Annotated in this window: 24 protein-coding genes; 16 read left to right on the top strand and 8 right to left on the bottom strand. The window is 75.2% G+C overall.

Annotated features, from left to right (window positions below; translation table 11 throughout):
- Positions 1–17: 17 nt before the first annotated feature.
- The 3 genes from IF01_RS0111200 to IF01_RS0111190 all read right to left on the bottom strand — a co-directional run bounded on the left by IF01_RS0111200 (position 18) and on the right by IF01_RS0111190 (position 2,576).
- Complete coding sequence (locus tag IF01_RS0111200; protein WP_030393186.1) at positions 18–983, bottom strand: daunorubicin resistance protein DrrA family ABC transporter ATP-binding protein; 966 nt, start codon at positions 981–983, stop codon at positions 18–20.
- A 115-nt stretch (positions 984–1,098) separates the two neighbouring features.
- Entirely contained in the window at positions 1,099–2,280 is a 1,182-nt protein-coding gene (locus IF01_RS0111195; protein ID WP_030393185.1) for a glycosyltransferase, read from the bottom strand.
- A complete protein-coding gene (locus IF01_RS0111190; protein ID WP_157855198.1) occupies positions 2,277–2,576 on the bottom strand; it encodes a hypothetical protein in 300 nt (99 codons plus the stop codon). Before IF01_RS0111190 ends, IF01_RS0111195 begins: the two co-directional genes overlap by 4 nt.
- A gap of 147 nt (positions 2,577–2,723) precedes the next feature.
- Between IF01_RS0111190 and IF01_RS0111185 the strand changes: the two genes are divergently transcribed.
- From IF01_RS0111185 to IF01_RS0111145, 9 genes are all read left to right on the top strand, one after another.
- The gene (locus IF01_RS0111185; RefSeq protein ID WP_030393183.1) at positions 2,724–3,656 is read left to right on the top strand and encodes a 3-oxoacyl-[acyl-carrier-protein] synthase III C-terminal domain-containing protein; all 933 of its coding nucleotides are present in this window, start codon (positions 2,724–2,726) and stop codon (positions 3,654–3,656) included.
- 118 nt (positions 3,657–3,774) lie between these two features.
- Positions 3,775–4,065, top strand: coding sequence for an acyl carrier protein (locus tag IF01_RS41595; protein ID WP_051742758.1), 291 nt, complete (start codon positions 3,775–3,777; stop codon positions 4,063–4,065).
- 3 nt (positions 4,066–4,068) lie between these two features.
- Positions 4,069–4,917, top strand: a complete 849-nt coding sequence (locus IF01_RS0111175; RefSeq protein WP_030393181.1) for a hypothetical protein — start codon at positions 4,069–4,071, stop codon at positions 4,915–4,917.
- A gap of 71 nt (positions 4,918–4,988) precedes the next feature.
- Positions 4,989–5,660, top strand: a complete 672-nt coding sequence (locus tag IF01_RS41590) for a 4'-phosphopantetheinyl transferase family protein (RefSeq protein ID WP_051755168.1) — start codon at positions 4,989–4,991, stop codon at positions 5,658–5,660.
- Positions 5,661–5,739: 79 nt separating this feature from the next.
- The gene (locus IF01_RS0111165) at positions 5,740–7,554 is read left to right on the top strand and encodes a condensation domain-containing protein (RefSeq protein ID WP_051755165.1); all 1,815 of its coding nucleotides are present in this window, start codon (positions 5,740–5,742) and stop codon (positions 7,552–7,554) included.
- A gap of 133 nt (positions 7,555–7,687) precedes the next feature.
- Positions 7,688–8,065 carry a hypothetical protein gene (locus IF01_RS0111160; RefSeq protein WP_030393178.1) on the top strand — a complete coding sequence of 126 codons (378 nt, stop codon included), beginning with the start codon at positions 7,688–7,690 and terminating at the stop codon, positions 8,063–8,065.
- Positions 8,066–8,165: 100 nt separating this feature from the next.
- Positions 8,166–9,122, top strand: a complete 957-nt coding sequence (locus IF01_RS0111155; RefSeq protein ID WP_051755164.1) for a DMT family protein — start codon at positions 8,166–8,168, stop codon at positions 9,120–9,122.
- Positions 9,119–9,937 carry an SDR family NAD(P)-dependent oxidoreductase gene (locus IF01_RS0111150; RefSeq protein ID WP_078879872.1) on the top strand — a complete coding sequence of 273 codons (819 nt, stop codon included), beginning with the start codon at positions 9,119–9,121 and terminating at the stop codon, positions 9,935–9,937. The genes IF01_RS0111155 and IF01_RS0111150 overlap by 4 nt, the downstream gene beginning before the upstream one ends.
- Entirely contained in the window at positions 9,934–10,668 is a 735-nt protein-coding gene (locus IF01_RS0111145) for a polysaccharide deacetylase family protein (protein WP_051755161.1), read from the top strand. Before IF01_RS0111150 ends, IF01_RS0111145 begins: the two co-directional genes overlap by 4 nt.
- A gap of 65 nt (positions 10,669–10,733) precedes the next feature.
- On the opposite strand, the gene IF01_RS0111140 is transcribed toward IF01_RS0111145, so the two are convergent.
- From IF01_RS0111140 to IF01_RS0111130, 3 genes are all read right to left on the bottom strand, one after another.
- Positions 10,734–11,819 carry an MGDG synthase family glycosyltransferase gene (locus tag IF01_RS0111140; protein WP_030393174.1) on the bottom strand — a complete coding sequence of 362 codons (1,086 nt, stop codon included), beginning with the start codon at positions 11,817–11,819 and terminating at the stop codon, positions 10,734–10,736.
- Positions 11,820–11,833: 14 nt separating this feature from the next.
- Entirely contained in the window at positions 11,834–12,802 is a 969-nt protein-coding gene (locus IF01_RS0111135; protein ID WP_051742753.1) for an NAD-dependent epimerase/dehydratase family protein, read from the bottom strand.
- A 70-nt stretch (positions 12,803–12,872) separates the two neighbouring features.
- Positions 12,873–13,997, bottom strand: coding sequence for a DegT/DnrJ/EryC1/StrS family aminotransferase (locus IF01_RS0111130; protein ID WP_030393172.1), 1,125 nt, complete (start codon positions 13,995–13,997; stop codon positions 12,873–12,875).
- Between the two features lie 476 nt (positions 13,998–14,473).
- Between IF01_RS0111130 and IF01_RS0111125 the strand changes: the two genes are divergently transcribed.
- From IF01_RS0111125 to IF01_RS0111110, 4 genes are all read left to right on the top strand, one after another.
- The gene (locus tag IF01_RS0111125; protein ID WP_030393171.1) at positions 14,474–16,717 is read left to right on the top strand and encodes an MMPL family transporter; all 2,244 of its coding nucleotides are present in this window, start codon (positions 14,474–14,476) and stop codon (positions 16,715–16,717) included.
- A gap of 225 nt (positions 16,718–16,942) precedes the next feature.
- Positions 16,943–18,142 carry a sensor histidine kinase gene (locus tag IF01_RS0111120; RefSeq protein ID WP_030393170.1) on the top strand — a complete coding sequence of 400 codons (1,200 nt, stop codon included), beginning with the start codon at positions 16,943–16,945 and terminating at the stop codon, positions 18,140–18,142.
- Positions 18,139–18,834, top strand: a complete 696-nt coding sequence (locus IF01_RS0111115) for a response regulator transcription factor (protein ID WP_030393169.1) — start codon at positions 18,139–18,141, stop codon at positions 18,832–18,834. The genes IF01_RS0111120 and IF01_RS0111115 overlap by 4 nt, the downstream gene beginning before the upstream one ends.
- Positions 18,835–18,906: 72 nt before the next feature.
- Positions 18,907–20,445 (top strand): alpha/beta hydrolase, encoded by a 1,539-nt coding sequence (locus IF01_RS0111110; protein ID WP_051755159.1) that lies wholly within the window; start codon positions 18,907–18,909, stop codon positions 20,443–20,445.
- 66 nt (positions 20,446–20,511) lie between these two features.
- Here the strand turns inward: IF01_RS0111110 and IF01_RS0111105 are convergent, their stop codons facing one another.
- The gene (locus IF01_RS0111105) at positions 20,512–21,117 is read right to left on the bottom strand and encodes a TetR/AcrR family transcriptional regulator (protein WP_030393167.1); all 606 of its coding nucleotides are present in this window, start codon (positions 21,115–21,117) and stop codon (positions 20,512–20,514) included.
- Positions 21,118–21,190: 73 nt separating this feature from the next.
- On the opposite strand from IF01_RS0111105, the gene IF01_RS0111100 reads away from it, so the two are divergent.
- The 3 genes from IF01_RS0111100 to IF01_RS0111085 all read left to right on the top strand — a co-directional run bounded on the left by IF01_RS0111100 (position 21,191) and on the right by IF01_RS0111085 (position 24,945).
- On the top strand, positions 21,191–22,105 hold the full coding sequence (locus IF01_RS0111100) for an alpha/beta fold hydrolase (protein WP_030393166.1): 915 nt from the start codon (positions 21,191–21,193) through the stop codon (positions 22,103–22,105).
- Between the two features lie 642 nt (positions 22,106–22,747).
- Positions 22,748–23,350 carry a carbonic anhydrase gene (locus IF01_RS0111090; RefSeq protein WP_030393164.1) on the top strand — a complete coding sequence of 201 codons (603 nt, stop codon included), beginning with the start codon at positions 22,748–22,750 and terminating at the stop codon, positions 23,348–23,350.
- 107 nt (positions 23,351–23,457) lie between these two features.
- Complete coding sequence (locus IF01_RS0111085; RefSeq protein WP_030393163.1) at positions 23,458–24,945, top strand: SulP family inorganic anion transporter; 1,488 nt, start codon at positions 23,458–23,460, stop codon at positions 24,943–24,945.
- Here the strand turns inward: IF01_RS0111085 and IF01_RS43795 are convergent, their stop codons facing one another.
- Positions 24,946–25,998 carry an ArsR/SmtB family transcription factor gene (locus IF01_RS43795; protein ID WP_051755156.1) on the bottom strand — a complete coding sequence of 351 codons (1,053 nt, stop codon included), beginning with the start codon at positions 25,996–25,998 and terminating at the stop codon, positions 24,946–24,948.
- Positions 25,999–26,272: the final 274 nt, after the last annotated feature.

Below are 26,272 nucleotides of genomic sequence, written 5' to 3'. Positions count from 1 at the left end.
GGGTTCGGAGGTGAGGGTCAGGACTGCTCGATGGAGCGGCCCGTGCGGGCCAGGAACACGTCGTCCAGGCTGGGGCGCTGCAGCTGCACGGTGCCGGTGGTGACGCCGGCCCCGTCGAGGGCGCGCAGCAGGTGCGGGACGGCGGCCGCGCCGTCGTCCAGGTAGAGCCGCAGGCCGTCCTCGTCGCGCAGTTCCAGCCGGTGCAGTTCCGGCAGGCCGGGCTGCTCGCGCAGGGCCTTGGCGGCCCGCTCGGCCTCGCCGGCGCCGAGGCCGATGAGGACGACGTCGCCGGATATCTCGCGCTTGAGCGTCTCCGGCGTGCCCTCGGCGACGATGCCGCCGTGGTCGACGATGGAGACCCGGTCGCAGAGCGCGTCGGCCTCGTCGAGGTAGTGCGTGGTGACGACGACGGTCATGCCCTCGTCGCGCAGCCGCCGGATCTCGGTCCAGACGTGGCCGCGGCTGGCCGGGTCGAGGCCCACCGTGGGCTCGTCCAGGAACAGCACCTTGGGCGAGTGGATGACACCGAGCGCGATGTCCACCCGGCGGCGCTGGCCGCCGGAGTAGGTGCGGCACGGCCGGTCGGCGAACTCGGTGAGCTCGAAGGCCTGGAGGGCCTCGTCGGCGCGGCGCAGGGCCTCGGCCTTGCCGGTGCCGTGCAGCCGCGCCTGCATCACGAGTTCCTCGCGCGCGGTGACGGCGTCGGTGGTGCCGCCGCCCTGGGCGACGTAGCCGATCCGGCGGCGGACCTCGGCGGGGTCGGCGAACAGGTCGGCCCCGGCGATCCGGGCCTCGCCGCCGTCGGGGCGGATCAGGGTGGCGAGCATCCGCAGGGTGGTGGTCTTCCCGGCGCCGTTGGGGCCGAGGAAGCCGAAGATCTCACCCGGAGCGACGTCCAGGTCGATGCCTCGGACGGCGTCCACGGGGGGCTGGCCGCGTTTCTTGGAGGGGTAGGACTTGCTGAGCCCCTTGGTCTCGATCAACCAGAACTCCCGTGCGGGGATGGGGTTGCCGGGGCGCCGGAAGGCGGCGCGCGGGACACCTGGGAAGTGGTGCTGCGGGCCACCCTAGGGGTTCCGGCACCCCGGAAACAATGGCCTAGACCAATGGATTGGCCCGAGGGGCACCCGGTGTGACCAGTGCCTCCACCCGGTCGGCGGCCGCCGCGGCCCCGCCGCCGGCGAGCAGTTCCGCCCCGACCCGGGCGGCCGCCGACCGGTAGCCGGGTTCGTCCAGCACGCTCCGCAGGGCCGCCGCCAGGTGATCCGGCGTCACCCGGGCGAACGGCACCCGCAGTCCCGCGCCGGCGGCCGCCACCTGGGCCGCCACGAACGGCTGGTCGTGCCGGATCGGCGCCGTGACCAGCGGCAGTCCGTGCACCAGGGCCTCGCCGACGGTGTTCATCCCGCCGTGGCACAGCACCGCGTCCAGTACCCCGCGCCGCATCAGCTCCAGCACCGGCGCCCGGTCCACCGCCACCGCGTGGCCGGGCAGTTCGGGCAGCAGCTCGCCGGGTGCCGCGAACACCGGCTGCACGTCCGGCCCGCACAGCTCCAGCGCCCGCACCGCCCGGGCCAGGAAGTCCGCGCCGAGCTCGCCGGACAGGGTGCCCATGGTGACCAGCACCCGGCGCCGCCCCGGCAGCAGCCGCTCCCAGGGGAACTCCGGATCGGCCGGCCGGTCCGTCAGCACCGGCCCGACCGCGGCATGGTGCGCGGGAACCGGCTCGGGGCCGGTCAGCGCGGGGCCGGTGAAGGCGAGCACCAGGGCGGGGGAGAAGCGCGGGTCGACGTACTCCTCCTCGGGCAGTTTGGCCCGCCGCCACAGGCCCAGCAGCAGGCCGGTCATCCACTCCTCCAGCAGCGGCAGCTCCCGGAACGGCCGGCCCAGCTCCATCGCCCCCGGCGCCAGGGTGCCCCAGGGCAGCCGGTGCCGGTGCGCCACCAGCGCCCCGGCCGGGGTGTGCTGGTCCACCAGCAGCGCGTCCGGCCGGAACTCCCGCACCGCCGCGTCCAGCGCCTTGGTGGTGAACCGCGCGTACGGGACGATGAAGCCCTCCCACAGCGAGCGGACGGCGGCCAGCCCGTGCCCGCCCTGCGCCCGGAACGCCCGGGTGCCGGTGCCGAACACCGTCGCGTCCGGCCCGAGCAGCGGCCGCAGCGCCGTCTCGGTGCCGGTCCAGGCCACCTCGTGGCCGCGTGCCACCAGCTCCCGGGCCAGGCCCACGGTCGGATTGACATGCCCGGTCAGCGGCGGGACCACCAGCAGGAAGCGGCTCATCGGGTGTCCTCCGCGGGCAGCAGCCGCTCGACGTCGGCGACGGTGAGGGCCTCCAGTGCGTCCAGGTCCAGGCCGGCCCGCAGCGCGGCGAGGTCCACCGACGGGCCGAAGCTCCGGCGCAGGCCCTCGTGCAGTGCGGCGAGCTCGGTCTCGTCCAGCAGCAGGTCCCCGTCCAGCCGGGACTGCCCGGTCACGCCGGCGGCCCAGTCGGGCGGCGCCTGTGCGGCCTCCGCCAGCAGTGCGACCAGGGCCGGAGAGACCGGCGGTACGGGGACGGGACGTTCACGATCGTTCATCAGGGACTCCACCGGCTCGACGACGCGGGGGCGGGGGGACGGCGGCACTGGGCCTGCGCGTTCCGTGGGGTGAGCTGTGCGGACTGTGCGCCGCAACCGCCCGAGATCACTTGTGCGGACCCGTCGGGCGTGGGAATACTAGCCCGCGTGACCGCACTGGAGGCAGTGGCCGTCCACCTCCCCCACCACACCGTGCCCATCGAGGCAGTGGGCGAGAGACTGGGCCTGACCCCACGTCAACTTCGACTCTTCCGCCGCTTCCACGGCCTGGACCAGCTGCGACTGGACCCGGACGGGAAGCTGCCCGACCTGCTCGGCGCCACCGTCGACGCCCTGACGGAGCTGCGCGGACGCGAACGGGACGTCCGTTTCGTGATCCACGCGCGCAGCATGCCGGTGGCCGTGCCCTACCCGCTCAACCCCCTGCACGACCTGCTCCACCGCTACGGCCTCGGCCACGCCCAGGCCTTCACCGTGACCCACCACGCCTGCGCCGTCGGCCTGCTGGCCGTCGACCTGGCCGGGCGCCTGCTCGCCGAGGAACCCGACCCACGGGCGCTGGCCCTGGTGCTCACGGGGGAGAAGACCTTCACCAAGGACGCCCAGGTGGTGCCCGAGACCGGCATCTTCGCCGAGGGCGCGGCCGCCTGCCTGGTCAGCGCCGACGGCGAACACGACCGGGTGCTGTCCTACGCGGTGCGCCAGCGCCCCGAGTTCGACGGCCGGCTGGCCGAGGACCAGGATCTGCTGGCCCGCTACCAGCGGGAGTACCCGGATGTGATGGTCGAGGCGATCGAGGCCGCCCTCGACCAGGCAGGTCTGGACCTCTCCGACCTGGCGCTGCTGCTCCCGCACAACGTCAACCAGGCCTCCTGGCGCACGATCGCGCGCCGGATCGGCTTCCCGATCGGGAAGGTGGTGCTGGACAACGTGACGTCGGTGGGGCACAGTTTCGCTGCGGACGGCCTCATCAATCTGCACACCGCCACCACGCGGGGGCTGCTCGAGCGGGGCGACCGCTACCTCGTCGCGGCCGCCGGTATCGGAGCGACCTTCTCCGCCATGGTCGTCGAGCACTGACGCCGGACGGCCGACCCGCCGTCGGCCCGTCCTCCCCGGTCCTTCTCCTCTTCCCCCGGGCGCCGGTCCTTCGGCCGCTCCGCCCCACTCCACCACGCACGACGGGACGGTCCTACCCATGTCCGACCAAGTGGTCCAGACCACCGACACCGAGCTGCGCGTCCGGATCCTGCACAGCCTGGGCGAGCTGATCCCGCGCGTCCTCAAGCGGGACCCGTTCGAGATCCCCGAGAACGCCTGCCTCTTCGACGACCTCGGCCTCACCTCGGCCGGCACCATCGAGCTGATCCTCGAGGTCGAGGAGGCGCTCGACATCCAGGTCGACGTCGAGCAGATCACCGAGGACGACCTGCGCTCGGTCACCAACCTGGCCGACTACGTCGCCTCGCACATCATCGCCGAGGACTGACCGGTGCCCGCCGCCCCGGGTCTCACCCGGGTGCTGACGCGGTACGCCGACGGCCGCTCCGAACTCTCCCTCGACCCCGACCTGCGGGTCTTCGTCGCCGACCTGGTCCGCCCGTACGGCCTGCCGCTGCGCGAGGACCTGTTGGCCGAAGGGGTCGGGCACGCCTACGAGGAACTGGCCGCCGGCCTGCTCGCCGAGGCGCTCGGACCGGACGAGCCGGCGGACGTACTGATCCAGGCCTTCGACTCGCCCGACATCCGGCCCGGCGCGCCCACCTCGCTCGCGCTCAGCCGCTCCTGCGCGGGCACGCCCACCGCGCTCGCGCTCTGCGACCAGGGCACCGCCGGGGCGTTCGCCGCGCTGCGCGCCGCCCTCGCGTACCAGCGGACCGGCGTCGCCCGGCGCGCGGTGGTCGTGCTCGCCGAGCAGACCGCGCTGCACCACCGGCCGCCCGAACCGGTCACGCTGCCGGACCGCCACTGCGCCGTCGTGCTGGTCTGCGAGACCTTGCCGGGCGAGGAGTTGACGGTCCGTCAGGAAAGTGGCGCGGCGGTCGGTCCGGACGATTCCGTCGGGTCCGTCGGGTCGGTCGAGTCGGTCGCGGAGGAGGTCCGCCGGCAGGCGAAGGCGCTGGGGGAGGACGCGGCCGTCCTGCTCGCCGCCGGGCTGGAGGTGCCGGGCCTGGACGCCGTCCGCGTCCCCGCCGGCCAGCCGTTCACCGGACTCTGGTCGGCGCTCGCCGAGCGGCTGCCCGGCTGGCGGGCCGAACGGCGGCCGGTGCTGCTGGCCGACTTCGACCCGAGACTCGGCGTGCTCTCCACCCTGACCCTGCGCGCCGGTCCGCCGTCATGACCGGCTCCGGTGCGGCCCCGGCCGGCACCGGTGCCACTGCTCCGGCTACTCCCACCGCTTCCGTTGCTCCGGTGACCGGCCCGGACCCGATCGACGTGTGGCTGATCCCCACCGACCAGCCCGAGCCGGTGGTCCGCGCCCTGTACGAGCTGCTCGACCCGGCCGAACGCGCCCGCGCGGACGGTCCCGACCGGCGCTTCGGGCGACGGTTCACCGTCGCCCACGGCGCCGTGCGCCTGCTCGCCGGAGCCCGGCTCGGCCGCGACCCCGCACGGCTGCGCTGGCACTACGGCCCGCACGGCAAACCCGGGATCGACGGCCTCGCCGTCAACCACTCCGCCTCCGGCGCCCTCGCGGCCGTCGCCCTCACCGAAGGGCGCGCGGTCGGGGTGGACGTCGAGGAGGTCCGGGACGCGCGGGTCGCGGTGCGGATGGCCCGGCGTTACTTCCCGGCCGCCGAGGCCGAGTCGGTCGCCGCCGACCCGGACCCGGCCGGGCGCTTCACCGTGCTCTGGTGCCGCCGCGAGGCGTGCGTCAAGGCGTACGGCGGGCGGCTGGTCCAGGGTTTCGGGCTGCCGCTGGACGGCCCCTCGCCGCTGCTGCTCGCCGACCCCGGGGCGCTCGGTCCCGGCCCCTGCCGGATCGAGGACGTGCCCGCCCCCGGCTCGTTCCGGGCCGCGGTGGCCGCCGTCGGACCCGGCCCGGCCACCGTCCGTCGGCGGATCTGGTCCCCGAGCAACTGACCTGCTCTGTCAGGTACTTGACGAAACATCAAGACTTTTCGAGGCCCCGCCGACATCCCAGGTTTCTGGTCTGGACCACATGATCGCCCCGCTGGTAGCGTCCCGACCGCACCTCGCCCAGACCTGCGAACCGAAGGGCGCGATCGACGTGATGACGCACGACGTGACCGAGACCGAGGGCCTGATCACGGCCCGCTTCCACGGCGTGGGCGGCGGCTCCGGCCCGCTCACCCTCGGCCAGGACAACATGCTCCGCTGCATCGGGCGCGACCGGCCCGAACAGATCAACCGCGAGTCGGTCTGGCCCGTCCCCGAGGGCACCACCGTCGCCACCGCCGTCGACGCCCTGCGCGCGCTCCTGGAACGGCACGAGTCGCTGCGCACCGTCTTCCCGCCCGGACCCGGCGCGGACGGCTTCCCCGAACGCCAGGAGGTGCGCGCCGAGGGCGAGTTCACCGTCGCCCTGGTCCCCGTCGGCGACCGCGAGGGCGCCGGGATCGACGCCCTGGCCGACGAGGTGGGCCGGGCCGACGTCGCCCTGCCCTTCGACCTGACCGCCGCCCCGCGGCTGCGCTTCACCCTGCTCACCGAAGGGCGACTCGTCCACCGGCTGGTGGTGGTGGGCTGCCACGCCGGGGTCGACGGCGTCGCCGTCACCCTGCTCATCCGCGACTGGCTGGCCCTCGCCGCCGGCGCGCAGCTGCCGCCGGCCGGCTCCCGCACCCCGCTCGAACTGGCCGCCCTGGAGCAGAGCCCCCAGGGGCGCCGCAAGACCGCGGCCGCGCTCAAGCACTGGGAGAGCGTGCTCACCACCGGACCGTCGAGCTCCTTCTCCGTCGACGGCATGACCCCCGGCCCGACCGAGGGGACGGCCGCCCTGCTGCTGCGCTCCCGGACCGCCGCCGCCGACCTCGAAGCGGTCTGCCGCCGCACCGCCGCCGGCCCCTCGGCCGTGCTGCTCGCCGTCTTCGCCGCTCTCGCCGCGCACCGCGCCGCCCGCACCGACCTGGTGATCTCGGCCCTGTCGGCGAACCGCCAGCGCTCCGCCCTCGCCGACCACATCGGCACCCTGGCCCAGGACGCCCTGATCGCCCTGGAGGTCGGCCCCTCCGGTGCGGAGGACGACCTGGACGCCCTGATCGGCCGCACCAAGGTCGCCTCCTTCACCGGCTACTGGCACAGCACGCTCAACGCCGACAAGGTCTGGCAGCTGGTGGAGGACGTCGCCGAGCGCCGCGGCGCCCGCTTCAACCGGCAGATCGTCGTCAACGACCTCAGCCTCGCCATCCCCGAGACCATCTCCGGCGCCCGCCCGGCCCCCACCGCCGACCCCGAGGTGCAGTGGCTGCCGGACCAGCCGCTGCCGGTGCGCCTGATGCTCAACATCCTGCGCACCGCCGGCAGCCTGGAGTTCGCCCTGCTGGCCTGCCCCCAGGTGTTCGAGCGCGCCGACGCCGAGCGCTTCGCCCGCGCCCTCCCCGCCGTCCTCGCGGCCGCCGCCGCGGGACCGCTGCCGCTCACCGACCTGGCCGCCCTCAGCGGCCTGCGCCCCGCCACCCGCACCGGCGACTGGCAGCGCATCGGAGCCGACTGGATCGACCTCGCGGCCGTCCGCGCCCTGGTCGCCGACGCCCTCGGCGCGCGGGCGACGGCGGTCGACCTCGGCTACGAGGACGGCCGGCTCACCGCCCGGATCGCCACCACCGACCAGGACCTCACCCCCGCCGAGGTACACCGTGCCGTCGTCGCCGCCCTCCCCGGCCGCGAGACCGCGATGGCCCCGCACCACTACGCCGTCCACCACCACCCCGGCCCGCTGCCGCTGCTCACCTGGCCGACCCTCCCCGCCCACACGGAGGGCTCGGGCCGCGCGGAGGCGGTACCCGCGGGGTAAGGGGCCCGTCCCGGGCCGCCACCGTTCCTCCCCGGAACACCCGGCCTCCGCTCACGCGGCGCGTTCGGCCCCGTACCGTACGCGCTCCTTCCGGGGTAGCCTCCGGGGAGGGGCGGGCGGAGGGGGAGAACACATGCATGTCCGGGACATGGTGGCGGCGACGGTGGTGGCCGAGATCCTGGGCGTCCTGTTCGCCTGTCTGCTCGGTCTGGCGGTGTGGCTGCTGCTGGGGGAGGGATGGCTGCGTGACCTCCCCTGGGCCCTCAGCGTCGTCGGAGCCGTCGGGGTCGCGGTCGAGTACGACCGCAAGCGCCCGCCGCGCCGGTTGCGCGGAGTGCTGGCCGGCGTGGCCGCCCTCGGTGCGGTGGCCGTCGTCGTCGCGGCGGTGGCGGACCGCGTTCTCCCGGACGCCGCCGGGACCGGGCTGATCGGCGCGATCGCCCTGCTGCTCGCGGTGCCGGTGGCCAACGGCGTGCTCGCCGCCGCCGCGGGGCGCCCGGCCGAGGGCTGACCCCTGCCGATCGCGGTCCTCCCCGCTGCGGCCCGGCCGGGCCCGGCGGAGACTGGGGGCGGGCCCCGGCTCCCGGGGCGCCCCCGACGCCGGGAGGGCCATGCTGCTCGGACTCACCACCGCCCTGGTCGCCACCGTCTGCTTCGGCTTCGGCTCGGTGTTCCAGGCGGGCGGCGCACGGGAGGCGCCGCCCGCGGACCGGGTGCGGGTCGGCCTGCTGGCCGCCCTGCTCCGCTCCTGGCGGTTCCTGCTCGGCACCGGCCTGGACGTCGCGGGCTTCGCACTGAGCATCGTCGCCCTGCGCACCCTGCCGCTGTTCCTGGTCCAGGCCGTCACCAACGCCAGCCTCGCCGTCACCGCGCTCGCCGCCGCCCGGCTGCTCGGGGCCCGGCTGCACCGCGCCGACCTGCTGGGCATCGCCGCCGTGGTGGCCGGTCTGACCCTGCTGGCCCTCGGCTCCGGGCACGCGGGCCGCGACCACGCGTCCGCCGCCTTCCACTGGGCGCTGCTCGGCACCACCGTGCTGATGCTGCTGCTCACCTTCGTCCTCGCCCGCCGCAGCGGGAACGCGGCGGCGGTCGGCCTCGGCCTGCTGGCGGGGGTCGGCTTCGGGGTCACCAGCCTCGCCGTCCGGGTCCTCGACGTGTCCGGGCCGCTCGACGTGTTCACCGACCCGGCCGCGTACGGGCTGGCCCTGGGCGGCCTCGGCGGGTACCTCGCCTACGCGCTGGCGCTCCAGCGCGGCACGGTGACGTCGGTGACCGCCGCCGGGACGGTGGCGGAGACCTTCGGCCCGGCCCTGGTCGGGGTGGTGGCGCTCGGCGACACCGCCAGGCCCGGCTACGCCTGGTGCGCGCTGACCGGGTTCGTGGCGGCGGTCGGCGGCACCTTCGTGCTGTCCCGGTTCGGGGAGGTGGAGTCCGAGATCGGCCTGCCGCCCGGCCCGGCGCCGTCCGGCCCCGACCCCACCCGGGTCGCCCGGACGGCTCCGCCATGCAAAGGTGATTTGCCGGACAAAACGGACGGCGAGGTGCGCACAGAGCGGCAGGTGCCATGACCCAGGACGCCACGGACGGCACGGACGACACCCGTCCACGCTCCCGAGGGCCCCGGCGGCGCCCCGCCGGAAACCCGCCGATCGCCCTGGTCACCGGCGCCTCCTCCGGCATCGGCGCCGCCACCGCCGACCGGCTCGCCGCCGCCGGCTGGCGGTTACTGCTCTCCGGCACCGACCAGACCCGGCTCGACGCCGTCGCCGCCCGCACCGGCGGCCGCCCGCTCCCCGCCGACCTCGCCAAGCCCGACGGCGCCCAGCGCCTCGCCGAGGCCGCCCTCGCCGCCGCCGGCCGGGTGGACGCCCTGATCGCCAGCGCCGGCCTCGGCTGGCGCGGCCCCTTCGCCCAGACCCCCACCGACACCCTGGACCGGATGCTGGAGGTCAACCTCGCCGCCCCACTGCGGCTGGCCCGGCTGCTCCTGCCCGCGATGCTGGAACGCGACCGGGGCCGGATCGTGCTGCTCGGCTCGATGGCCGGCCAGGTCGGCGTCCGCGAGGAGGCCGCCTACGCCGCCACCAAGGCCGGGCTGACCATGTTCGCCGAGAGCCTCTGGTACGAGCTGCGCGGCACCGGCGTCGGAGTCCGGCTGATCCTCCCCGGGGCGGTGGCGACCCCCTTCTTCGCCACCCGCGGCACCGACTACCAGCGCGAACGCCCCCGCCCCGTCACCGCCGAGGCGGTCGCCGACCTCGTCCACACGGCGATCACCACCGACCGCGACCGCGCCTTCCTCCCGCACTGGCTGGACTTCCCGGCCCGGATCCACGGCGCCGCCCCCGGCTTCTTCCGGCGGATGGCGGCCCGGTTCGGGTGAGGGCCCGGAGGGGCACCGGCCTCCTGCTCGGCGCCGCCGCCGGTGTCGAACTGCTCCACCTCGCCCCGGCCGCCGTCCGACTGCCGCCCGTCAAACGCCTGCTGGCCCGCCGGACCGCCGGTTACGGCACCGCCCCGGGGCACCTCGCCCTCACCTTCGACGACGGCCCCGACCCGCGCGGCACCCCGCCGATCCTGGACGCCCTCGACGACCTCGGCCTCCGCGCCACCTTCTTCCTCCTCGGCGCCATGCTCGAACGCTCCCCGGACCTCGGCCGCGAACTGGTCGCCCGGGGCCACGAGGTCGCCGTCCACGGCTGGCACCACCGCCGCCAGTACTACCCCGCCCCCGCCCGCGACCTGCGCGAACTGCGCCGCGCCACCGAGGCGGTGACCGCCCTCACCGGCACGCCCCCGCGCTGGTACCGCCCGCCCTACGGCGTCCTGGCCGCCGGCCAGGCCCTGGCCGCCCACCGCCTCGGCCTGCGCACCGTCCTGTGGACGGCCTGGGGTCGGGACTGGGAACCCGGCGCCACCGGCCCCTCCGTGCTCGCCACCGCCCGCCCCCACCTCACCGCGGGCGCCACCCTCCTCCTCCACGACTCCGACTGCACCTCCACCCCCGACTCCTGGCGCGCCACCCTCGCCGCCCTCCCCCTGCTCGCCGCCCACTGCCACGACCGCGGCCTCACCCTCGGGCCGCTGCGCGACCACGGCGTCAGGGGTGGCTGATGCGGACGGGGCCGCTTCCCCCGTCGCAATCGGGGGTAGCGGCCCGTTGGTGTGCGGGGGCGGTGTCAGGCGAGGCCGACTCGTTCCAGTGCGGCTTCGAAGCCGGTGCGCCAGCCGTCCGGGGTGGCGCCCGGCGACGGGGGTGGTTCGGGGCGGGTGAGGGCGGTGAGGGCTGAGCGGACGACCTCGGCGGGGCGGGCGGAGACGACGTCGGCGTGGCCGAGTTCCAGTTCGTGCTGGAGGTTGTCGCGGCCGTGGCCCTGGACGACGTCCAGGAGCAGGAGGCGGCGGCCCAGGGCGCGGGCCTCGCTGCAGGTGTCGCCGGAGCTGGTGACCACCAGGTCGGCGGCGGACATCAGGGCGGGCACCTGGTCGGTCCAGCCGAAGGGGTGGAGGCGGGGGCGGCGGGCGGCGGCGTGGCGCAGGCGGCGTTCGAGTTCGGTGTTGCTGCCGGCGACGGCGAGCACGTGCGGTCCGGCGTCGGCGAGTTCGGCGGCGGTGCGGGCCAGGGGGCCGAGGCCCCAGGCGCCGGACATCAGCAGCACGCAACCCGCGTCCGGCGGCAGGCCCAGCCGTTCCCTGGCCTCGGCGCGCGAGGGCGGGTGGTAGAACGGCGCGCGCAGCGGTGCGGGCAGGACGGCCACCGGGGCGTCCGGGCGGTAGCGGCGGACGCCGCAGGCGGCGACCTCGGAGGTGACCAGGAACAGGTCGGTGCCGTCCTGCACCCAGAGGCGGTGCGGGGTGACGTCGGTGCAGAGCACCAGGTGCCGGAAGGCGGGCGGGTCGCCGCGCAGCCGGTTGACGGCGGAGGTGGCGGTGGCGAACACCGAGACCACCAGCTCGGGGCGCTGCTCCGCGAGCAGCGCCCCGACGGCGGGCACCAGCCGTCGCCGGGCCGCCGCGTCGGCGAGCAGGGCGATCCGGGCGCCGGGGCGCAGGGCGGAGAAGTGGAACGCGTCGTAGACGCCGGGCAGGTCGAGCAGCCGCCGGAACACCGCCTCCCCGGCGTTGCCCGCGCGCTGCCCGAGCAGGGCCATCGCGTCGACCGTGCTGGTGGTCCAGCCGCGCGCCTCCAGGGAGTCGGCGCAGGCCCGGGCCATCACGTCGTGGCCCTGGCCGAGCGAGCCGGAGACCAGCAGGGCGTGCGGCACTGTCCGGCCCCGGTTCAGGCGCCCCGGCGGGGGCCGGTGGCGGGGCCGGTCGCGGGCGCGGCCTCGGAGCGGTACCAGTCGGCGTACCGCCGCACGCCGTCGGCGAAGTTGGTGCGCGGCGACCAGCCGAGCAGCCGCTTGGCCTGCGCGGCGGAGATCCGGCGCCCGGCGTAGTCGGCGGTGCGGGCCTCGATGTGCTCGATGGTGACCGGTCCGAGCAGCCGGTCGACGGTGTCGGCGATGTCGCGGACCGAGACGGCGGTGGAGCCCTCCAGGGCGAAGGTCTGGTCCTCGGCGGCGGGGGAGAGGGCGCGGACGTGCGCGTCGGCGAGGTCCTCGACGTAGACGAAGTTGCGGCTCTGCCGCCCGTCGCCCGCGATGGTGATGGGCCGCCCGTCGAGCGCGGCCTGCACGAACCGGGCGACCACCAGCTCGTCGCGCATCCGCGGCCCGTACGGGATGCCGTACCGCAGGATGGTGAAGTGCCGCCCGTACAGCTGGCGGTAGCTGTGCACGAGCATCTCGGCGGCCAGTTTGGTGGCGACGTAGAGGTGCCCGCTGTGGTCCAGCTCGATCGGCACGTGCTCGTCGAGCTCCTGCTCCTCGTCCTCCATCCCGGCCTCGCCGAGGGCCGCCCCGTACACCCAGACGGTGCTGGCCAGCACCGTCCGGCTGAGGTCGTTGCGGCGGGAGGCCTCCAGGACGGCCTCGGTCCCGTCGATGTTGGCCCGCACGGCGCCGACCGGGTCGGCGGCGACCCGTTCGACGTCGGCCTGCGCGGCCAGGTGGAAGACCACCTCGCAGCCGTCCAGGGCGGCGGTGAGGGCGGGCAGGTCGAGGATGTCGATCCGCGCGTGGTCGGCGTCGGGGTTGAGGTACTTGTCGGTGGAGTCCACCGCGAGCACCTCGTGCCCGGCGGCGAGCAGCCGGTCGACGACGTGTGAGCCGATGAAGCCGCATCCTCCGGTGACCGCTATCCGCACGGTTCTCTCCTGTCTCTGTCGACTGTCTCTGGCGACCGGTCGTGACGGTTGTCACGACCGAGGCGGTCCGTCAGCCCGTGGAGCGGCGATGGACGGCGGACACCGCCTCGATCACCAGCTCGGTCTCGTCCTCGGTCATGTCGGAGTGCACCGGCAGGCAGATCTGCCGGGCGCAGACGTCCTCGGCGATCGGCAGCGCCTCCCGCCGGTACGGGGCGAGCACCGGCTGCAGGTGCAGCGGCAGGTCGTAGACCTCGCCGGACAGCCGGACGTCGTACTCCTCGGCGACGGCCCGCTTGAAGGCCGCGCGGTCGGTGCCGGGCGGCAGCAGGGCGACGTACTTGTAGTAGTTGCCGCGGGAGCCGGCCGGTTCGAGGACGGGCGTCAGGCCGTCCAGGGCGCCGAGCGCGGCGTCGTAGCGCTGGGCGACCCGGCGCCTGGTCTCCACGAACTCCTTGAGCCGGCGCAGGTGGACGGTGCCGATGGCGGCGTTGGGTTCGCTCATCCGCCAGGACGCGCCGAGCCGCACGTGGTGGTTGGTGGTGAAGGAGCCCTTGCCCTGGTCACGGTGGATCCGGGCCTCGTCGCGCAGTTCGGCGGACTCGGTGAGGATCATGCCGCCCTCGCCGCTGGTGGTGACCTTGGTCGGGTAGAAGGAGAAGGCTCCGGCCGTGCCGAAGGTGCCGGCGGCGCGTCCGAGGTAGCTGCTGCCGTGCGCGTGCGCGGCGTCCTCGACCAGCGGGATGCCCCGGGCGTCGCAGATCGCGCGCAGGGCGTCTACCTCGGGGGTGATCAGCCCGCCGATGTGGACCAGCACCACGGCCGCGGTGTCGGGGGTGAGCGCGGCCTCCAGGGTGTCCGGGCCGAGCGCGAGGGTGGCCGGGTCGACGTCGGCGAAGACCGGCCGGCCGCCGGCGTGCAGGATCGCGCCGGCGGTCGCGTAGAAGGTGACGGCGGGGACGACCACGTCGCGGTCGCGGACGTCGAGGCCGCGCAGGACGATCTCCAGCGCCGCGGTGCCGCTGGCGACGGCGACCGCGTGCGTGGCGCCGTGCTCGGCGGCGAAGGACTGCTCGAACCGCTCGGTCCAGGGGCCGAGGGTGAGCGCGCCGGTGGCGAGCATCTCGCTCACCGCCTCCGCGACGGTCGCGCGGTCGTTCTCGTCGAACACGATGCGGGCGGCGGGAACGCCCATGGGCCACCTCCGGCAGCGGGTCGAGCTGCGGACGGGCGGTGTTCCGGGGGCCCGCGGGCTTCCCGGTCACCGGTGACGGACAGGTCTGGACGAACCGGTGCAAAACGTCCGGTCCAGGCACATCACGCTACTTCGCCGGTCGGGACGCGGCCCGTCCGTACCCCCGCCCGGGTGACCCGGCTGCCCCGGGCGAACCCCGCACCCTGCACCCCGACCCCGGTGGCCGCCCCCTCGGCCGCAGGTCGGAGCCGGACGGCCGCCGACGCGCTGCGGGCACTACGCCGTCCGGGTCGTCCTGCTGCGTCCGCAGTAGTCCGGAATGCCTGCGCAGGGCCGACGCCGACGAGACGCCCGCCGACGCAGGATGGCCATGCTCCGGGAGCCCCTGGCCGCGACGGCCGGGCAGCGCTCCCGTTCGCCGTCCAACGCCCGCCGTCCAACGCCGACGTCCGACACCCGAAGGAGTCCGCTCTCCCGTGGCCACTTTCCTGTACCGCCTGGGCCGATGGTCCTTCCTCAGGCGCCGACTGGTGACCCTGCTCTGGGTCGCCCTGCTGGCCGCCGTGGGGGTGCTGGCCGCCAAGGCGCCCGCCGCCCCCGACGACGGCTTCGCCATGCCCGGCACCGAGGCGCAGAAGGCCTTCGACCTCATGGACGAGCGCTTCCCCGGCGCGATGTCCGACGGTGCCTCGGCCCGGATCGTCTTCGTCGCGCCGTCCGGCCAGAAGATCACCGCCACCGAGAACCAGCAGACGGTCGAGAAGACGGTCGCCGAGCTCGCCCACGGCGAGCAGGTCGTCGGAGCCGCCGGACCGTTCAAGACCGGCGCCGTCTCCCAGGACGGCACCACCGCCTACGCGACGATCAGCTACGACGCCAAGCCCGGCAAGGTCTCCACCGGGGCCACCGACGCCCTGGAGCAGGCCGCCCAGCACGCGCGGGACGCCGGCCTCACCGTGGACATCGGCGGCACGGCCCTGATGGCCGGCGGCGAGGCGGGCGGTTCCGCCGAGGCGATCGGCATGGCGATATCGGCCGTCGTCCTGGTGATCACCTTCGGCTCGCTGCTGGCCGCCGGACTCCCGCTGCTCACCGCGGTGATCGGCGTCGGCCTCGGCATCGCGCTGATCACCGGGCTCGGCAGTGTGCTCGGCCTGTCCAGCACCACCAGCACGCTGGCGATGATGCTGGGCCTCGCCGTCGGCATCGACTACGCGGTCTTCATCGTCTCCCGCTACCGCGCCGAGCTGCTCGACGGGTACGCGCCCAAGGAGGCCGCCGGACGGGCCGTCGGCACGGCCGGGTCGGCCGTGGTGTTCGCCGGGCTCACCGTGATCATCGCGCTGGCCGGGCTCTCCGTGGTGGGCATCCCGCTGCTGGCCAAGATGGGCCTCGCGGCGGCCGGCACCGTGGTGATCGCCGTCCTGGTGGCGCTCACCCTGGTCCCCGCGCTGCTCGGCTTCATCGGTCCGCGGGTGCTGCCGCGCAAGCTCCGCAAGCGGGGCCGCGCCGCTGCGGGCGCCACCGCCCGCCCCAACGGCGGCACCCGCTGGGCCCGGTTCGTGCTGCGGCGCCCGGTCGCCGTCCTGGTCGGCGGCGTGATCGGGCTGGGCGTGCTCGCGCTGCCCGCCCTCGACCTGCGGCTCGGCCTGCCGGGCGACGAGGCGAAGCCCACCTCCACCACCCAGCGCCGCGCCTACGACCACCTCTCCGAGGGCTTCGGTCCGGGCTTCAACGGCCCGCTGACCCTGCTGGTCGACGCCAAGGGCGTGCCCGACCCGAAGGCCGCCGCCCAGCAGGTCGGCGACGCCGTGAAGGGCCTGCCCGGCGTGGTCGCCGTCACCCCGGCGGCGTTCAACCAGGCCGGGGACACCGCCCTCGTGACCGCCATGCCGGCCACCGGACCGAGCGAGGCGGCGACCACCGACCTGGTCCACGCCATCCGTGACAAGGCACCGGGCCTCAAGTCCGCCACCGGCGCGACGGTCCTGGTCAGCGGTCCGACGGCGATGAACATCGACGTCTCGCAGAAACTGAACGACGCGCTGCTGCCCTACCTCGCGGTGGTCGTCGGCCTCGCCGTGGTGCTGCTGCTGGTGGTCTTCCGCTCGGTGCTCGTCCCGCTCAAGGCCGCCGCCGGATTCCTGCTCTCGGTGGCCGCCGCGCTCGGCGCCGTCGTCGCGGTCTTCCAGTGGGGCTGGCTGGCCGAGCTGATCGGGATCGAGCAGACCGGCCCGGTGATGAGCATGATGCCGATCTTCATGATCGGTGTGGTGTTCGGCCTGGCCATGGACTACGAGGTCTTCCTGGTCACCCGGATCCGCGAGGCCTATGTGCACGGCGAGGAACCCGGCGAGGCCGTGGTCACCGGCTTCCGGTACAACGCCCGGGTGGTCACCGCCGCCGCGCTCATCATGATCAGCGTCTTCGCCGGCTTCATCGGCATGAACGAGCCGATGATCAAGATGATGGGCTTCGGCCTGGCCGCCGCCGTCGCCTTCGACGCCTTCGTGGTCCGGATGGCGATCGTCCCGGCCACCCTCGCCCTGCTCGGCCGCCGCGCCTGGTGGCTGCCGCGCCCGTTGGAGCGGATCGTCCCCGACATCGACGTCGAGGGCGCCAACCTCCGGACCGAGCCCCCGCTCCCCGCCGCCCCCGGCGACGGGACCGGCAGCGACGGGAGCGGTACCGAACGGGCCCGCCACTCGGTCGGCGTCTGAGTACCCCGCCCCGCCGCGATCCCTCTCCCCGGGACCGCGGCGGGGCGGCCCGCGTTCCGGCCGGCGCACCCGACCGGTCAAAATGGTACGAACCGTGGACGAACACCACTGCCGAACCGTAGTCGAACCGCATGACCCGGTACTGCATCCGCAGTACCCGCCGCACGGCACCCGCCGAACCGCCCGTCCCCCCGCCGAACCGTCCGGGCCCGTGGAGAACCGAGCATGACCGACACCTGGCCGCGCCGCGTCCGCCGCCGCTACCCCCGCCTGCTCGACGCGCTGCTCGTGCTCGGTGTCTTCACCGCCACCGCCGGCACCACCACCGTCGACCGCCTCGGCAACCACCTGGAGCCCAACCCGCCCGCGCTGGCCCTGGCCGTCGTCTCCAGCGCCGCCGTCCTCCTGCACCGCAGCCACCCCCGCGCACTGTTCGGGATCACCTTCGCCTGCGCCCTGGCCATCTGCTTCGTCGCGACCCAGCTCAACGTCGGACTGGTCGCCCCGCTGATCGTCGGGCTCTACGTGCTCGCGGTCCACACCGACCGCACCACCGCGCGCATCGCCACCGCCGTCGCGGCCGTGCTGCTCACCGGCGCCACGTTCGTCGCCGAACCCGGTGCTCCGATCGGCGCCCGGATCGGCTTCGTCGCCTGGATCCTGCTGCCCGGCGCCATCGGCGACTCGGTCCGCACCCGCCGCGCCCACCTGGCCGCCATCGAGGAACGCGCCGAACGGGCCGAGCGCACCCGCGAGGAGGAGGCCCGCCGCCGGGTCGCCGACGAACGCATCCGGATCGCCCGCGACCTGCACGACGTCGTCGCGCACCACATCGCGCTCGCCAACGCCCAGGCCGGGATCGCCGTCCACCTGCTCGACCGCAACCCCGCCCAGGCCCGCGAGATGCTCAGCCACCTGACCGACGCCACCGGCTCCGCGCTGCGCGAGCTCAAGGCCACCGTCGGCCTGCTGCGCCGCGCCGACGACCCGGAGGCCCCGCTCGAACCGGCCCCCGGCCTGGACCGGCTGCCCGACCTCGTCGACGCCTTCGAACGCGCCGGGCTGCCGGTCCGGCTCACCGTCGAGGGGGAGCGGCAGCGGCTCTCCCCGGGCGTCGACCTCACCGCCTACCGGATCCTCCAGGAATCCCTGACCAATGTGGCCAAGCACGCCGCCGGCAGCGCCGCCGACGTCACCCTGACCTACTCCGGCGGCCGGTTCCTGCTGACCGTCGCCAACGACCGCCCGCCGCGCCCGGTCCCGCCCGCGTGCGCCCCGGCCGGCGGCGGCTTCGGCCTGATCGGCATGCGCGAGCGCGCCGCCGCCGTGGGCGGACGCCTCACCGCCGACCGCCGGCCCGGCGGCGGCTTCCTGGTCTCCGCCGAACTGCCCCTGCGCACAGCAGCCCGAGAGGAACCCGCGTGACCATCCGAGTACTGCTCGCCGACGACCAGGCCCTGCTGCGCGGCGCCTTCCGCGTCCTCATCGACGCCGAGGACGACATGGAGGTGGTCGGCGAGGCCGCCGACGGCCGGGAGGCGGTCGAACTGGCCCGGGCCACCCGCCCGGACGTGGTCCTGATGGACATCCGGATGCCCGGCGTCGACGGCCTCTCCGCCACCGCCGCCATCTGCGGCGACCCCGACCTCGCCGGCACCCGGGTGCTCATCCTCACCACCTTCGAGATCGACGAGTACGTGGCCCAGGCCCTGCGCGCCGGCGCCGGCGGCTTCCTCGGCAAGGACGCCGAACCCACCGAACTGCTTGCCGCCCTGCGCCGGGTCGCCGCCGGCGAGCCGCTGCTGTCGGCCGCCGCCACCCGCGCCGTCATCGACCGCCTGCTCGCCCAGCCCGACCCGGCCGGGGCCCCGGCCGCCGCCCCCGAACGGCTGGCCGCCCTGACCGCCCGGGAGCGCGAGGTGATGGCCATGGCCGCCACCGGCCTCAGCAACGAGGAGATCGCCGCCCGGATGTACGTCAGCCCGTTCACGGTGCGCACCCACATCCACCGGGCGATGTCCAAGCTCGACGCCCGCGACCGCGCCCAGCTGGTCGCCCTCGCCTACCAGACCGGCCTGGTCCGGACGCCCCGCCCGGCCTCCGGCCCGAACGACTGATCAGCACGGCCGGTGGTCCGTACCACCACGGGGGGATGACACCCGGCGGCGGCCTCCCTATGGTCCAGACCCATGTTGAGGAGATTACGACCCACCGGCCCGCTGAGAACCGTCGGTGCCGCGCTCGCCCTGGCCCTCGCCGGGGCGACCACCGGCGCCGGTGCAGCCGAAGCCGTGCCGACGCGGCCCACCGCGCCCCTGGTCTGGACCGACTGCCCCGCCGACCCGTCCGGCGCCCCGGTGGACCCCCGGCTGCGCTGCACCACCCTGAAGGTGCCGCTGGACTACCGGGAGCCGCGTGGGCGGACCGTCGAGATCGCGGTGTCCAGGCTCCCCACTGCCAAGCCGGGGCTGCGCCGCGGGATCCTGGTCCACAACGGCGGCGGCCCCGGGGTGGCGAGCCTGCACCTGCCGAGCGCCCAGGAGTCCGGCTACCCGCAGGAAGTGCTGGACCGCTACGACCTGGTGGGCTTCGACCCGCGCGGGGTCGGCCGCAGCACCCCGGTCAGCTGCGGGCGGACGGCCGCCGAGGTGCCGTACGAGCTGGTGTTCCCGTTCCCCGCGCCGGACGGCTCGATCGCCCCCAACGTGCGGTTCGCCCGTGACCTGGCGCGCGACTGCCTGGCCCGCAACGGCGACCGGATCCGCCATCTGACCACCGCCAACACGGCACGCGACCTGGACCGGATCCGGGCCGCGCTCGGCGAGCCGAGGATCTCCTACCGCGCCGCGTCCTACGGCACCTACCTGGGCGTCGTCTACGCCGAGCTGTTCCCGGGGCGGACCGACCGTTTCGTGCTGGACGGCAGTGTCAGCCCCAACGTCACCTGGCAGGACCGGCTGGCCGGCTGGGACCGCGCGAGCGAGCTGCGCTTCGAGGACTTCGCCCGCTGGGCGGCCGAGCGGGACAGCACCCTGCGCTTCGGTGCCACCCCGGCGGCCGTCCGCGCCAACTACCTGGCCCTGGCGGCGGAGCTGGACCGGACGCCGGTGGTCCACCCGGTGGCCGGACCGGTCAACGGCAACCTGTGGCGCACGCTCTACCGGCTGGACTCGTACCACACCGCGCTGTTCCAGGAGATCGCCGACTGGTGGCGCTTCCTCGCCGACGGCGGCGCCGGACCGGTCCCGTACTGGTGGCTGGCGAAGGGCACCCCGGGCATCCCGGAGGACAACGACGTGGCCGCGCTGACGGCCGTGCTCTGCGGCGACACCCCGGCGCCGCGCGACCTCGGCCACTACCGGCGGGCCGTCGCCGAGAGCCGGCTGCGGAACCCGATCGTGGCCGGCATGGGCGCCAACATCTGGCCCTGCGCGTTCTGGCCGGACCCGGTCGAGCCCGCCGTCCGGATCACCGACCGGGGCCCCGCGAACATCCTGCTGCTCCAGACCGAGCGCGACCCGGCGACCCCTCTGACCGGCGCCCTGGAGATGCGGGCGACCCTCGGCGAGCGGGCGCGCATGGTCACCGTCGACGGCGGCAACCACGGCGCCTACGACCGCTCCACCCCCTCCTGCGCGGTCGCCGCCGCCGACCGGTTCCTGGCCACCGGCACCCTGCCGGCCCGGGACCTCGGCTGCGCCCCGGACCCGGTCCCCGCCGCCGGCTGACCGCGGGCTGACTGTCGGCGGAGCGGCCGCGGCCGCTCCGCCGACAGTCAGCCCGGGCCGGCGGGCTCAGGAGGCGGGGAAGAGACGGCCCAGGTGGTAGCGGAGGGTGGCGATCGCGTCCTCCGGGGTGCGCTGGCCGAGCAGGACGCTCAGGCCGAGGCCGGCGGAGGCGGCGAGCATGACGGCGGCCTCCTGCCGGGCGTCCAGGTGCGGGTCGGTGGCCCCGGACCGCTGGGCGGCCTCGAGCTGCCCGACGAGGAACGCCTCCATCTCGTCCGGTGCCGCGAGGAAGTCCCGGCCGCCGAGGGCGGTGTCGGTGACGGAGAGCACCGCGTACTCGGTGTGGACGAGGTGGAAGACCCGGCTCTCCTCGTCGGTGGGGACGGCTTCGAGCAGCACCGCCTCGACGATGTCGCGCGGGGTGGGTGACGGGCCGGTGGCCCGCACCCGGTCGCGGACCCGTTCGCCCATGCGGGTCGTCAGGCGGTTGACCGCGGCGAGCAGCAGCTGCTCCTTGGTGTCGAAGTAGTACTGCACCAGCCGCACCGAGATGCCCGCCTCGACGGCGACGGACCGCATGGTGACGGCGTGCAGCCCGGTGTCGGCGGCCGTGCGGAGCAGGGCGTCGACGATCTGGGCCCGGCGCTCGTCATGGTCGACCAGCTTCGGCATCGGGTTCCTCTCGAACGTTTTTATGGTACAAACATACCATCAAATCCTGCGGTTCTGCGTACCGGGAGGGGTTATGACCCGAGCGAGTGTCGGACATTTCGTCAGTGAGGAAGCCCGCGCGAAGTTCCTGGCGGCGTACGACCGCGCCATGGAGCTCTGGCCCGGCCCGCGCGAGGAAATGGACGTCGAAACCGCCTACGGCACCGTCCACGTCCACCGCTGCGGGGCCCGGACCGGCGAGCCGATCGTGCTCCTGCACGGCCACGCCGGACACGCCTCCAACTGGTACCCGCAGATCGCCGCCCTGGGCGAGAACCACCCGGTCTACGCGATCGACACCCTGGACGACCCCGGCCGCAGCGTGCAGCGCGCCGTCGCGGCCGGACCGGCCGGACCGGCGGAGAACGCGGCCTGGCTCGGTGAGGTCCTCGCCGGGCTGGGGCTGGAGCGCGTCCACCTGGTCGGCCTCTCCTACGGCGGATGGCTGGCCCTCAACCAGGCCGTGCACGCACCCGACCGGCTCGCCTCGATCGCACCGCTGGACCCCGGCGGGATCGAGAAGGTCCCCGCGCGGTTCTACGCGCACATGATCGGCGGGCTGTTCGGCATGCTCGCCCCGCGCCCGCTCCGCCCCGCCCTCGGGCGACTGCTCGCCAATCCGGCCCTGGGCGCGCCGCCCGCGATGATCGCTCCGCTGATGCTGGCCGTGCGGACCTACAAGCCGAACACCCGCCCCGCGGCCCGGCCGTTCACCGACGAGGAGCTGGGCTCGATCCGGCTGCCGGTCCTCGTCCTGCTCGGACGGCGCAGCGCCCTGCTCCGGCCCCGTCAGGTGCTGGCGCGGGTCACCGCGCTGATCCCGGGCGTCCGGGCCGAGATCGTCGAGCGGGCCGGCCACGGCCTCAACCTGGAGCGTCCCGAACTGGTCAACGAACGCCTCCTGGGGTTCGTCGACGCGCTCCGGGCGGAGCCGAGCCGGAGCGAGTGACGCCACCGGGGGCGGGCCGGGGGGCGGGCCGGAGGGGGGACGGGCCGGGGGCCGTCGGGGGAGGGCGGGAGCGGAGCGCCGCCGGGCGGGCAGTGGACCCGCCCGGCGGCGGCCGGCATGCGCTGGAGTGCGGACTCGGATGCGGGGTAGCCGCTGGTGGGGTCGGCGGCCCCGTCCGGGGAGGCGGGCGCGTCCGGCCGGGTCCCGGCGGCGGCCAGGTGGCGCAGCCGGGCGCGGGTCGACACCGCCAGTACGGCGGGGCCGCCGTCCCTGCCGCCGTCCCTGTCGCCGGTCGGGCCGGCGGGCTCGGCGCGGGTGTTGTGGAGCCTCGCCCGCCGGTCCTCGGCGTCCGCCCGGTCGGCGGTGGCGCAGGAGCGCGCCCGGAGGGCGCGCGGTGACGGGAGGGGCGCGGGGCAAATCCTGTGCGCCGACTGTCGATCGGACCGCGCCATGTTCTTTGACCTGCGGCTTCCGTAGTGGAAGGCGTCATTTCGTTCGAGGCAACAGGATGTTAACCGGATCGGCACACTCTGTGCTCAAAACCGGCTTTTGCTTGCTCCATACCCGTGTTTTACTCGCTCTTGACGCAACGTCAGGTGAGCAGGTCAGCACCTGACGTCACCGAAGGAGGCAGTCACCCTCATGGAACCGCTCATCGACCGGGCCCGGGCCTTCCCGCAGCGGGTCGGGGACACCGGCCGCGAACTCACCGGGCTCGCCGCCGGCCAGAGCCCGCAGGCCCTGTTCATCACCTGCTCCGACTCCCGCGTGGTCCCGGCCCTGATCACCAACGCCGACCCCGGCGACCTCTTCGAGCTCCGCACCGCGGGCAACATCGTCCCCGTCTACCGGGCCGACGGCGCCTCGGGGGAGACCGCCACCGTCGAGTACGCCGTCGAGGTGCTGGGCGTGCGCGACATCGTCGTCTGCGGCCACTCGCACTGCGGCGCCGTCGGTGCCGTGGTCCGCGGCGAGGACCTCAGCGTGGTGCCCGCCGTCCGCTCCTGGCTCCGCCACGCCGACCGGGCCGTGCTCCGCGCGGACGAAGCCGAGGTCTTCGACCCGACCGTCGCGGGCCCCGTGCAGCGGCACGTCCTCGCCCAGCTCGACCGGTTGCGCGGCTATCCCGCCGTCGCCCGGCGGCTGGACGAGGGGCGGATCCGGCTGCGCGGCTGGTTCTACGAGATCCACACCGGCCTGGTGCTCGAACACCGGGCCGACACCGATCTGTTCCTGCCGCTGTGAGCCCCGCACCGCACGGGCCGCCGCACGACCCGCGGCCGCACGCCCCACCGCCCTCCGGGCCGTTACCCCATGACCACCGTCCGACCCGCCACTCTCCCGAGGACCCGATGACTCGTCGTCCCGCCCTTCGGCTGAGCACTCTGCGCTCCGACCTCCCCGCCTCCCTCGTCGTCTTCCTGGTGGCGCTCCCGCTCTGCGTGGGCGTCGCCGTCGCCTCCGGCGTACCGGCCGAACTCGGCCTGGTCACCGGCATCGTCGGCGGCCTGGTGACCGGGCTGATGCCCGGCAGCAGCCTCCAGGTGTCCGGCCCCGCCGCCGGGCTGACTGTCCTCGTGCTCGCCGCCGTCCAGGAGCACGGCCTCGCCACCCTCGGCGTGATCACCGCCGCGGCGGGCCTGCTCCAGCTCGCCATGGGCGCCGCCCGCCTCGGCCGGCTCTTCCGGGCGATATCCGTCTCGGTCGTCCAGGGCATGCTGGCCGGCATCGGCCTGATCCTGATCGCCGGTCAGCTCTACGCGCTGGCCGACATCAAGGGCCCCACCGGCGGCCCCGCCAAACTCGCCGGACTCCCCGGCCTCGCCGCCGACGTCGCGGGGGACGGGCGCGCGCTCGCCGCCGCCGCGATCGGCGCCGGGACGATCGCGGTCCTGCTGCTCTGGCCGCGCCTGCCCGCCCGGGTCCGGGTGGTCCCCGCGCCGCTCGCGGCCGTCGCCGGAGCGACGGCCGTCACCGGCCTGTTCGACCTGCCGGTCGCCCGGATCGAGGTGGCCGGACTGGCCGGCGTGGTCAACCTGCCCGGCGCCTCCGACCTCGCCGCACTCGGCAGCCTCGGCGTGCTCGGCACGGCGTTCGCCTTCGCCCTGATCGCCTCCGCCGAGAGCCTGTTCAGCGCCGCCGCCGTCGACCGCCTGCACCACGGTCCGCGCACCGACTACGACCGCGAACTGCTCGCCCAGGGCGTCGGCAACACCGTCTGCGGTCTGCTGGGCGCCCTGCCCATGACCGCCGTGATCGTCCGCAGCGCGGCCAACGTCCAGGCCGGTGCCCGGACCAAGGCCTCCCGGGTGCTGCACGGGGTCTGGCTGCTGCTCTTCGCCGCGCTGGTCCCCGCCGCCCTCTCGGTCATCCCGCTCGCCGCGCTGGCCGGCGTCCTGGTCCACGCCGGGGCCAAGCTCGTCCCGCTGCGCACCCTGCGGCCGCTCTGGCGGGCCGACCGGGGAGAGGCCGGGATCCTCGCCGTCACCGCGATCGCCATCGTGCTGACCAACCTGCTCGAAGGCGTCCTGCTCGGCCTTCTCCTCGCCGTGCTCAAGAGCGCCTGGGACACCTCCCACCTCCAGGTCGCCGTCGCCGAACTCCCCGACGGCGCGGTCCGGGTGACCCTCCACGGCAGCGCCACCTTCCTCCGGCTGCCCCGCCTGCTGGAGACCCTCGAATCCCTGGAGGGCCTGCCGGCGGACCGCCCGGTTCGCCTCGACCTCGCCGGCGTGCGGCATCTCGACCACGCCTGCCGCAGCGCCCTGGACCAGTGGCAGGAGCGCCACAACCGCAGCGGCTCGGCCGAACTCGTGGGTCTCCCCGCCGCAGCCGCCTGATCAGCCCTCCTGGCGCAGCGCCTCAGCCCGAGGGGTCTGCTGGTAGAGGGCCCGGTGTCCGGACCGGGTCCTCACCAGCAGGCCCGCGCGGTGCAGGACGCCGAGGTGGTAGGAGACGGTGCTGGCCGCGAGCCGGTGCCGTTCGGCGAGCTCGGTGGTGCTCCGGGGGACGTCCAGGTCGGCCAGGAGCCGGGCCCGGGTGGCCCCGAGCAGGTCACCGGCGGGCGAGGCCGGGGCCGGCTCCGGACCGGGGTCGGCACCGGGTCCCGGGAACGCGGGGTAGAGGATCATCGGCCGCAGCTGCCGGGCGCCGGGCAGCGGGTCGACCGAGACGTGCAGCTCGGAGCTGAAGACCGTCGGCGTGAGGTACAGCGCCTTCGCGGGGAGCTTCGCCCGGGCGTCGACGAGCAGCCGGACGCCCTCCTCGTCGTACAGCACGCGCGGATGCAGTCCGCCGAGCACGCTCGCCAGGCCGTGCCGGGCGGAGAGCTGGGCCCGCCGCGCGATGTCCGCGTCGATCCGGGCGCGCAGCACCGGCCAGCGCGGTCCGACGGCGGCCTGCCAGAGCTGGTGGAGCTCGGCGGCGACCAGTTCGGCGAACTCCGCCTCGCCCCGGTCCAGCGCCCGCAGCAGGGCGCGCGGCGCGCGGCCGCCCGCGATGCCGAGCGCCGCGTCACCCGCGAGCATCGTCCGGACCTCCTGCGCCAGCCGTTCCGGGGCGACGGTGGCGACCGCGTGCAGCTCGCGTTCGAGCGACTCCTCGTGCTGCTCCGGCTGCGGGTTGAGGAAGTCCGGGATGTACGTCCACGCCCCGGTGAAGAAGGACTCCAGCAGTGCCAGCCGCCGCTCGCGCACCGCCTCCCGGATCAGCGCGCCCGGCCCGCGCCCACCGGCGCCGCGCCCGCCCGCTCGGGCTGCTCGGGCTGCTGCGGCCGCTCCGGCCGCTCCTGCCGTCGAGCGGAGCAGCCACAGGCTGTCGGTGACGTTGTACAGCGGCGAGATCACGAACCGGGTGTTCGCCACCGCCAGGGCGTCCAGCTCGATCCGGAGCACCGCATCCCCCTCGTCCCCCGCCCTGCCTGCGTTCGAGCCTCATCGAATCATTCGACCCGATGGCCCGGCGGGCGATTCCATGGATCCGGGCCGGACGATGCTGAACCGGACGACGGTGAACCGGACGAAGGCGAAGCCGGCCGAATCCGTACCGGCGGGATCCGAACCACCGTGACGGCGAAGGGGATCGACGTGATCAGGAAGGGGGCGACAGCCGCCGGGGCCGTCGGCTGCGGCAGTGCCCGGTAGCCACCGCGCCGGGTTCCCGGCCGGG

This window comes from Kitasatospora purpeofusca (assembly GCF_000718025.1).
Classification (GTDB): domain Bacteria; phylum Actinomycetota; class Actinomycetes; order Streptomycetales; family Streptomycetaceae; genus Kitasatospora; species Kitasatospora purpeofusca.
Note: the sequence above shows the minus strand (reverse complement) of the source record. Positions and strands in the feature narration are given on the sequence as shown.

Excerpts from the sequence above, each read along its gene's own strand:
- IF01_RS0111195 (WP_030393185.1), bottom strand. The coding sequence starts at position 2,280 with ATGAGCCGCTTCCTGCTGGTGGTCCCGCCGCTGACCGGGCATGTCAAT.
- IF01_RS0111190 (WP_157855198.1), bottom strand. The coding sequence starts at position 2,576 with ATGAACGATCGTGAACGTCCCGTCCCCGTACCGCCGGTCTCTCCGGCC.
- IF01_RS41595 (WP_051742758.1), top strand. The coding sequence starts at position 3,775 with ATGTCCGACCAAGTGGTCCAGACCACCGACACCGAGCTGCGCGTCCGG.
- IF01_RS0111165 (WP_051755165.1), top strand. The coding sequence starts at position 5,740 with ATGATCGCCCCGCTGGTAGCGTCCCGACCGCACCTCGCCCAGACCTGC.
- IF01_RS0111160 (WP_030393178.1), top strand. The coding sequence starts at position 7,688 with ATGCATGTCCGGGACATGGTGGCGGCGACGGTGGTGGCCGAGATCCTG.
- IF01_RS0111155 (WP_051755164.1), top strand. The coding sequence starts at position 8,166 with ATGCTGCTCGGACTCACCACCGCCCTGGTCGCCACCGTCTGCTTCGGC.
- IF01_RS0111150 (WP_078879872.1), top strand. The coding sequence starts at position 9,119 with ATGACCCAGGACGCCACGGACGGCACGGACGACACCCGTCCACGCTCC.
- IF01_RS0111130 (WP_030393172.1), bottom strand. The coding sequence starts at position 13,997 with ATGGGCGTTCCCGCCGCCCGCATCGTGTTCGACGAGAACGACCGCGCG.
- IF01_RS0111120 (WP_030393170.1), top strand. The coding sequence starts at position 16,943 with ATGACCGACACCTGGCCGCGCCGCGTCCGCCGCCGCTACCCCCGCCTG.
- IF01_RS0111110 (WP_051755159.1), top strand. The coding sequence starts at position 18,907 with ATGTTGAGGAGATTACGACCCACCGGCCCGCTGAGAACCGTCGGTGCC.
- IF01_RS0111105 (WP_030393167.1), bottom strand. The coding sequence starts at position 21,117 with ATGCCGAAGCTGGTCGACCATGACGAGCGCCGGGCCCAGATCGTCGAC.
- IF01_RS0111100 (WP_030393166.1), top strand. The coding sequence starts at position 21,191 with ATGACCCGAGCGAGTGTCGGACATTTCGTCAGTGAGGAAGCCCGCGCG.
- IF01_RS0111090 (WP_030393164.1), top strand. The coding sequence starts at position 22,748 with ATGGAACCGCTCATCGACCGGGCCCGGGCCTTCCCGCAGCGGGTCGGG.
- IF01_RS0111085 (WP_030393163.1), top strand. The coding sequence starts at position 23,458 with ATGACTCGTCGTCCCGCCCTTCGGCTGAGCACTCTGCGCTCCGACCTC.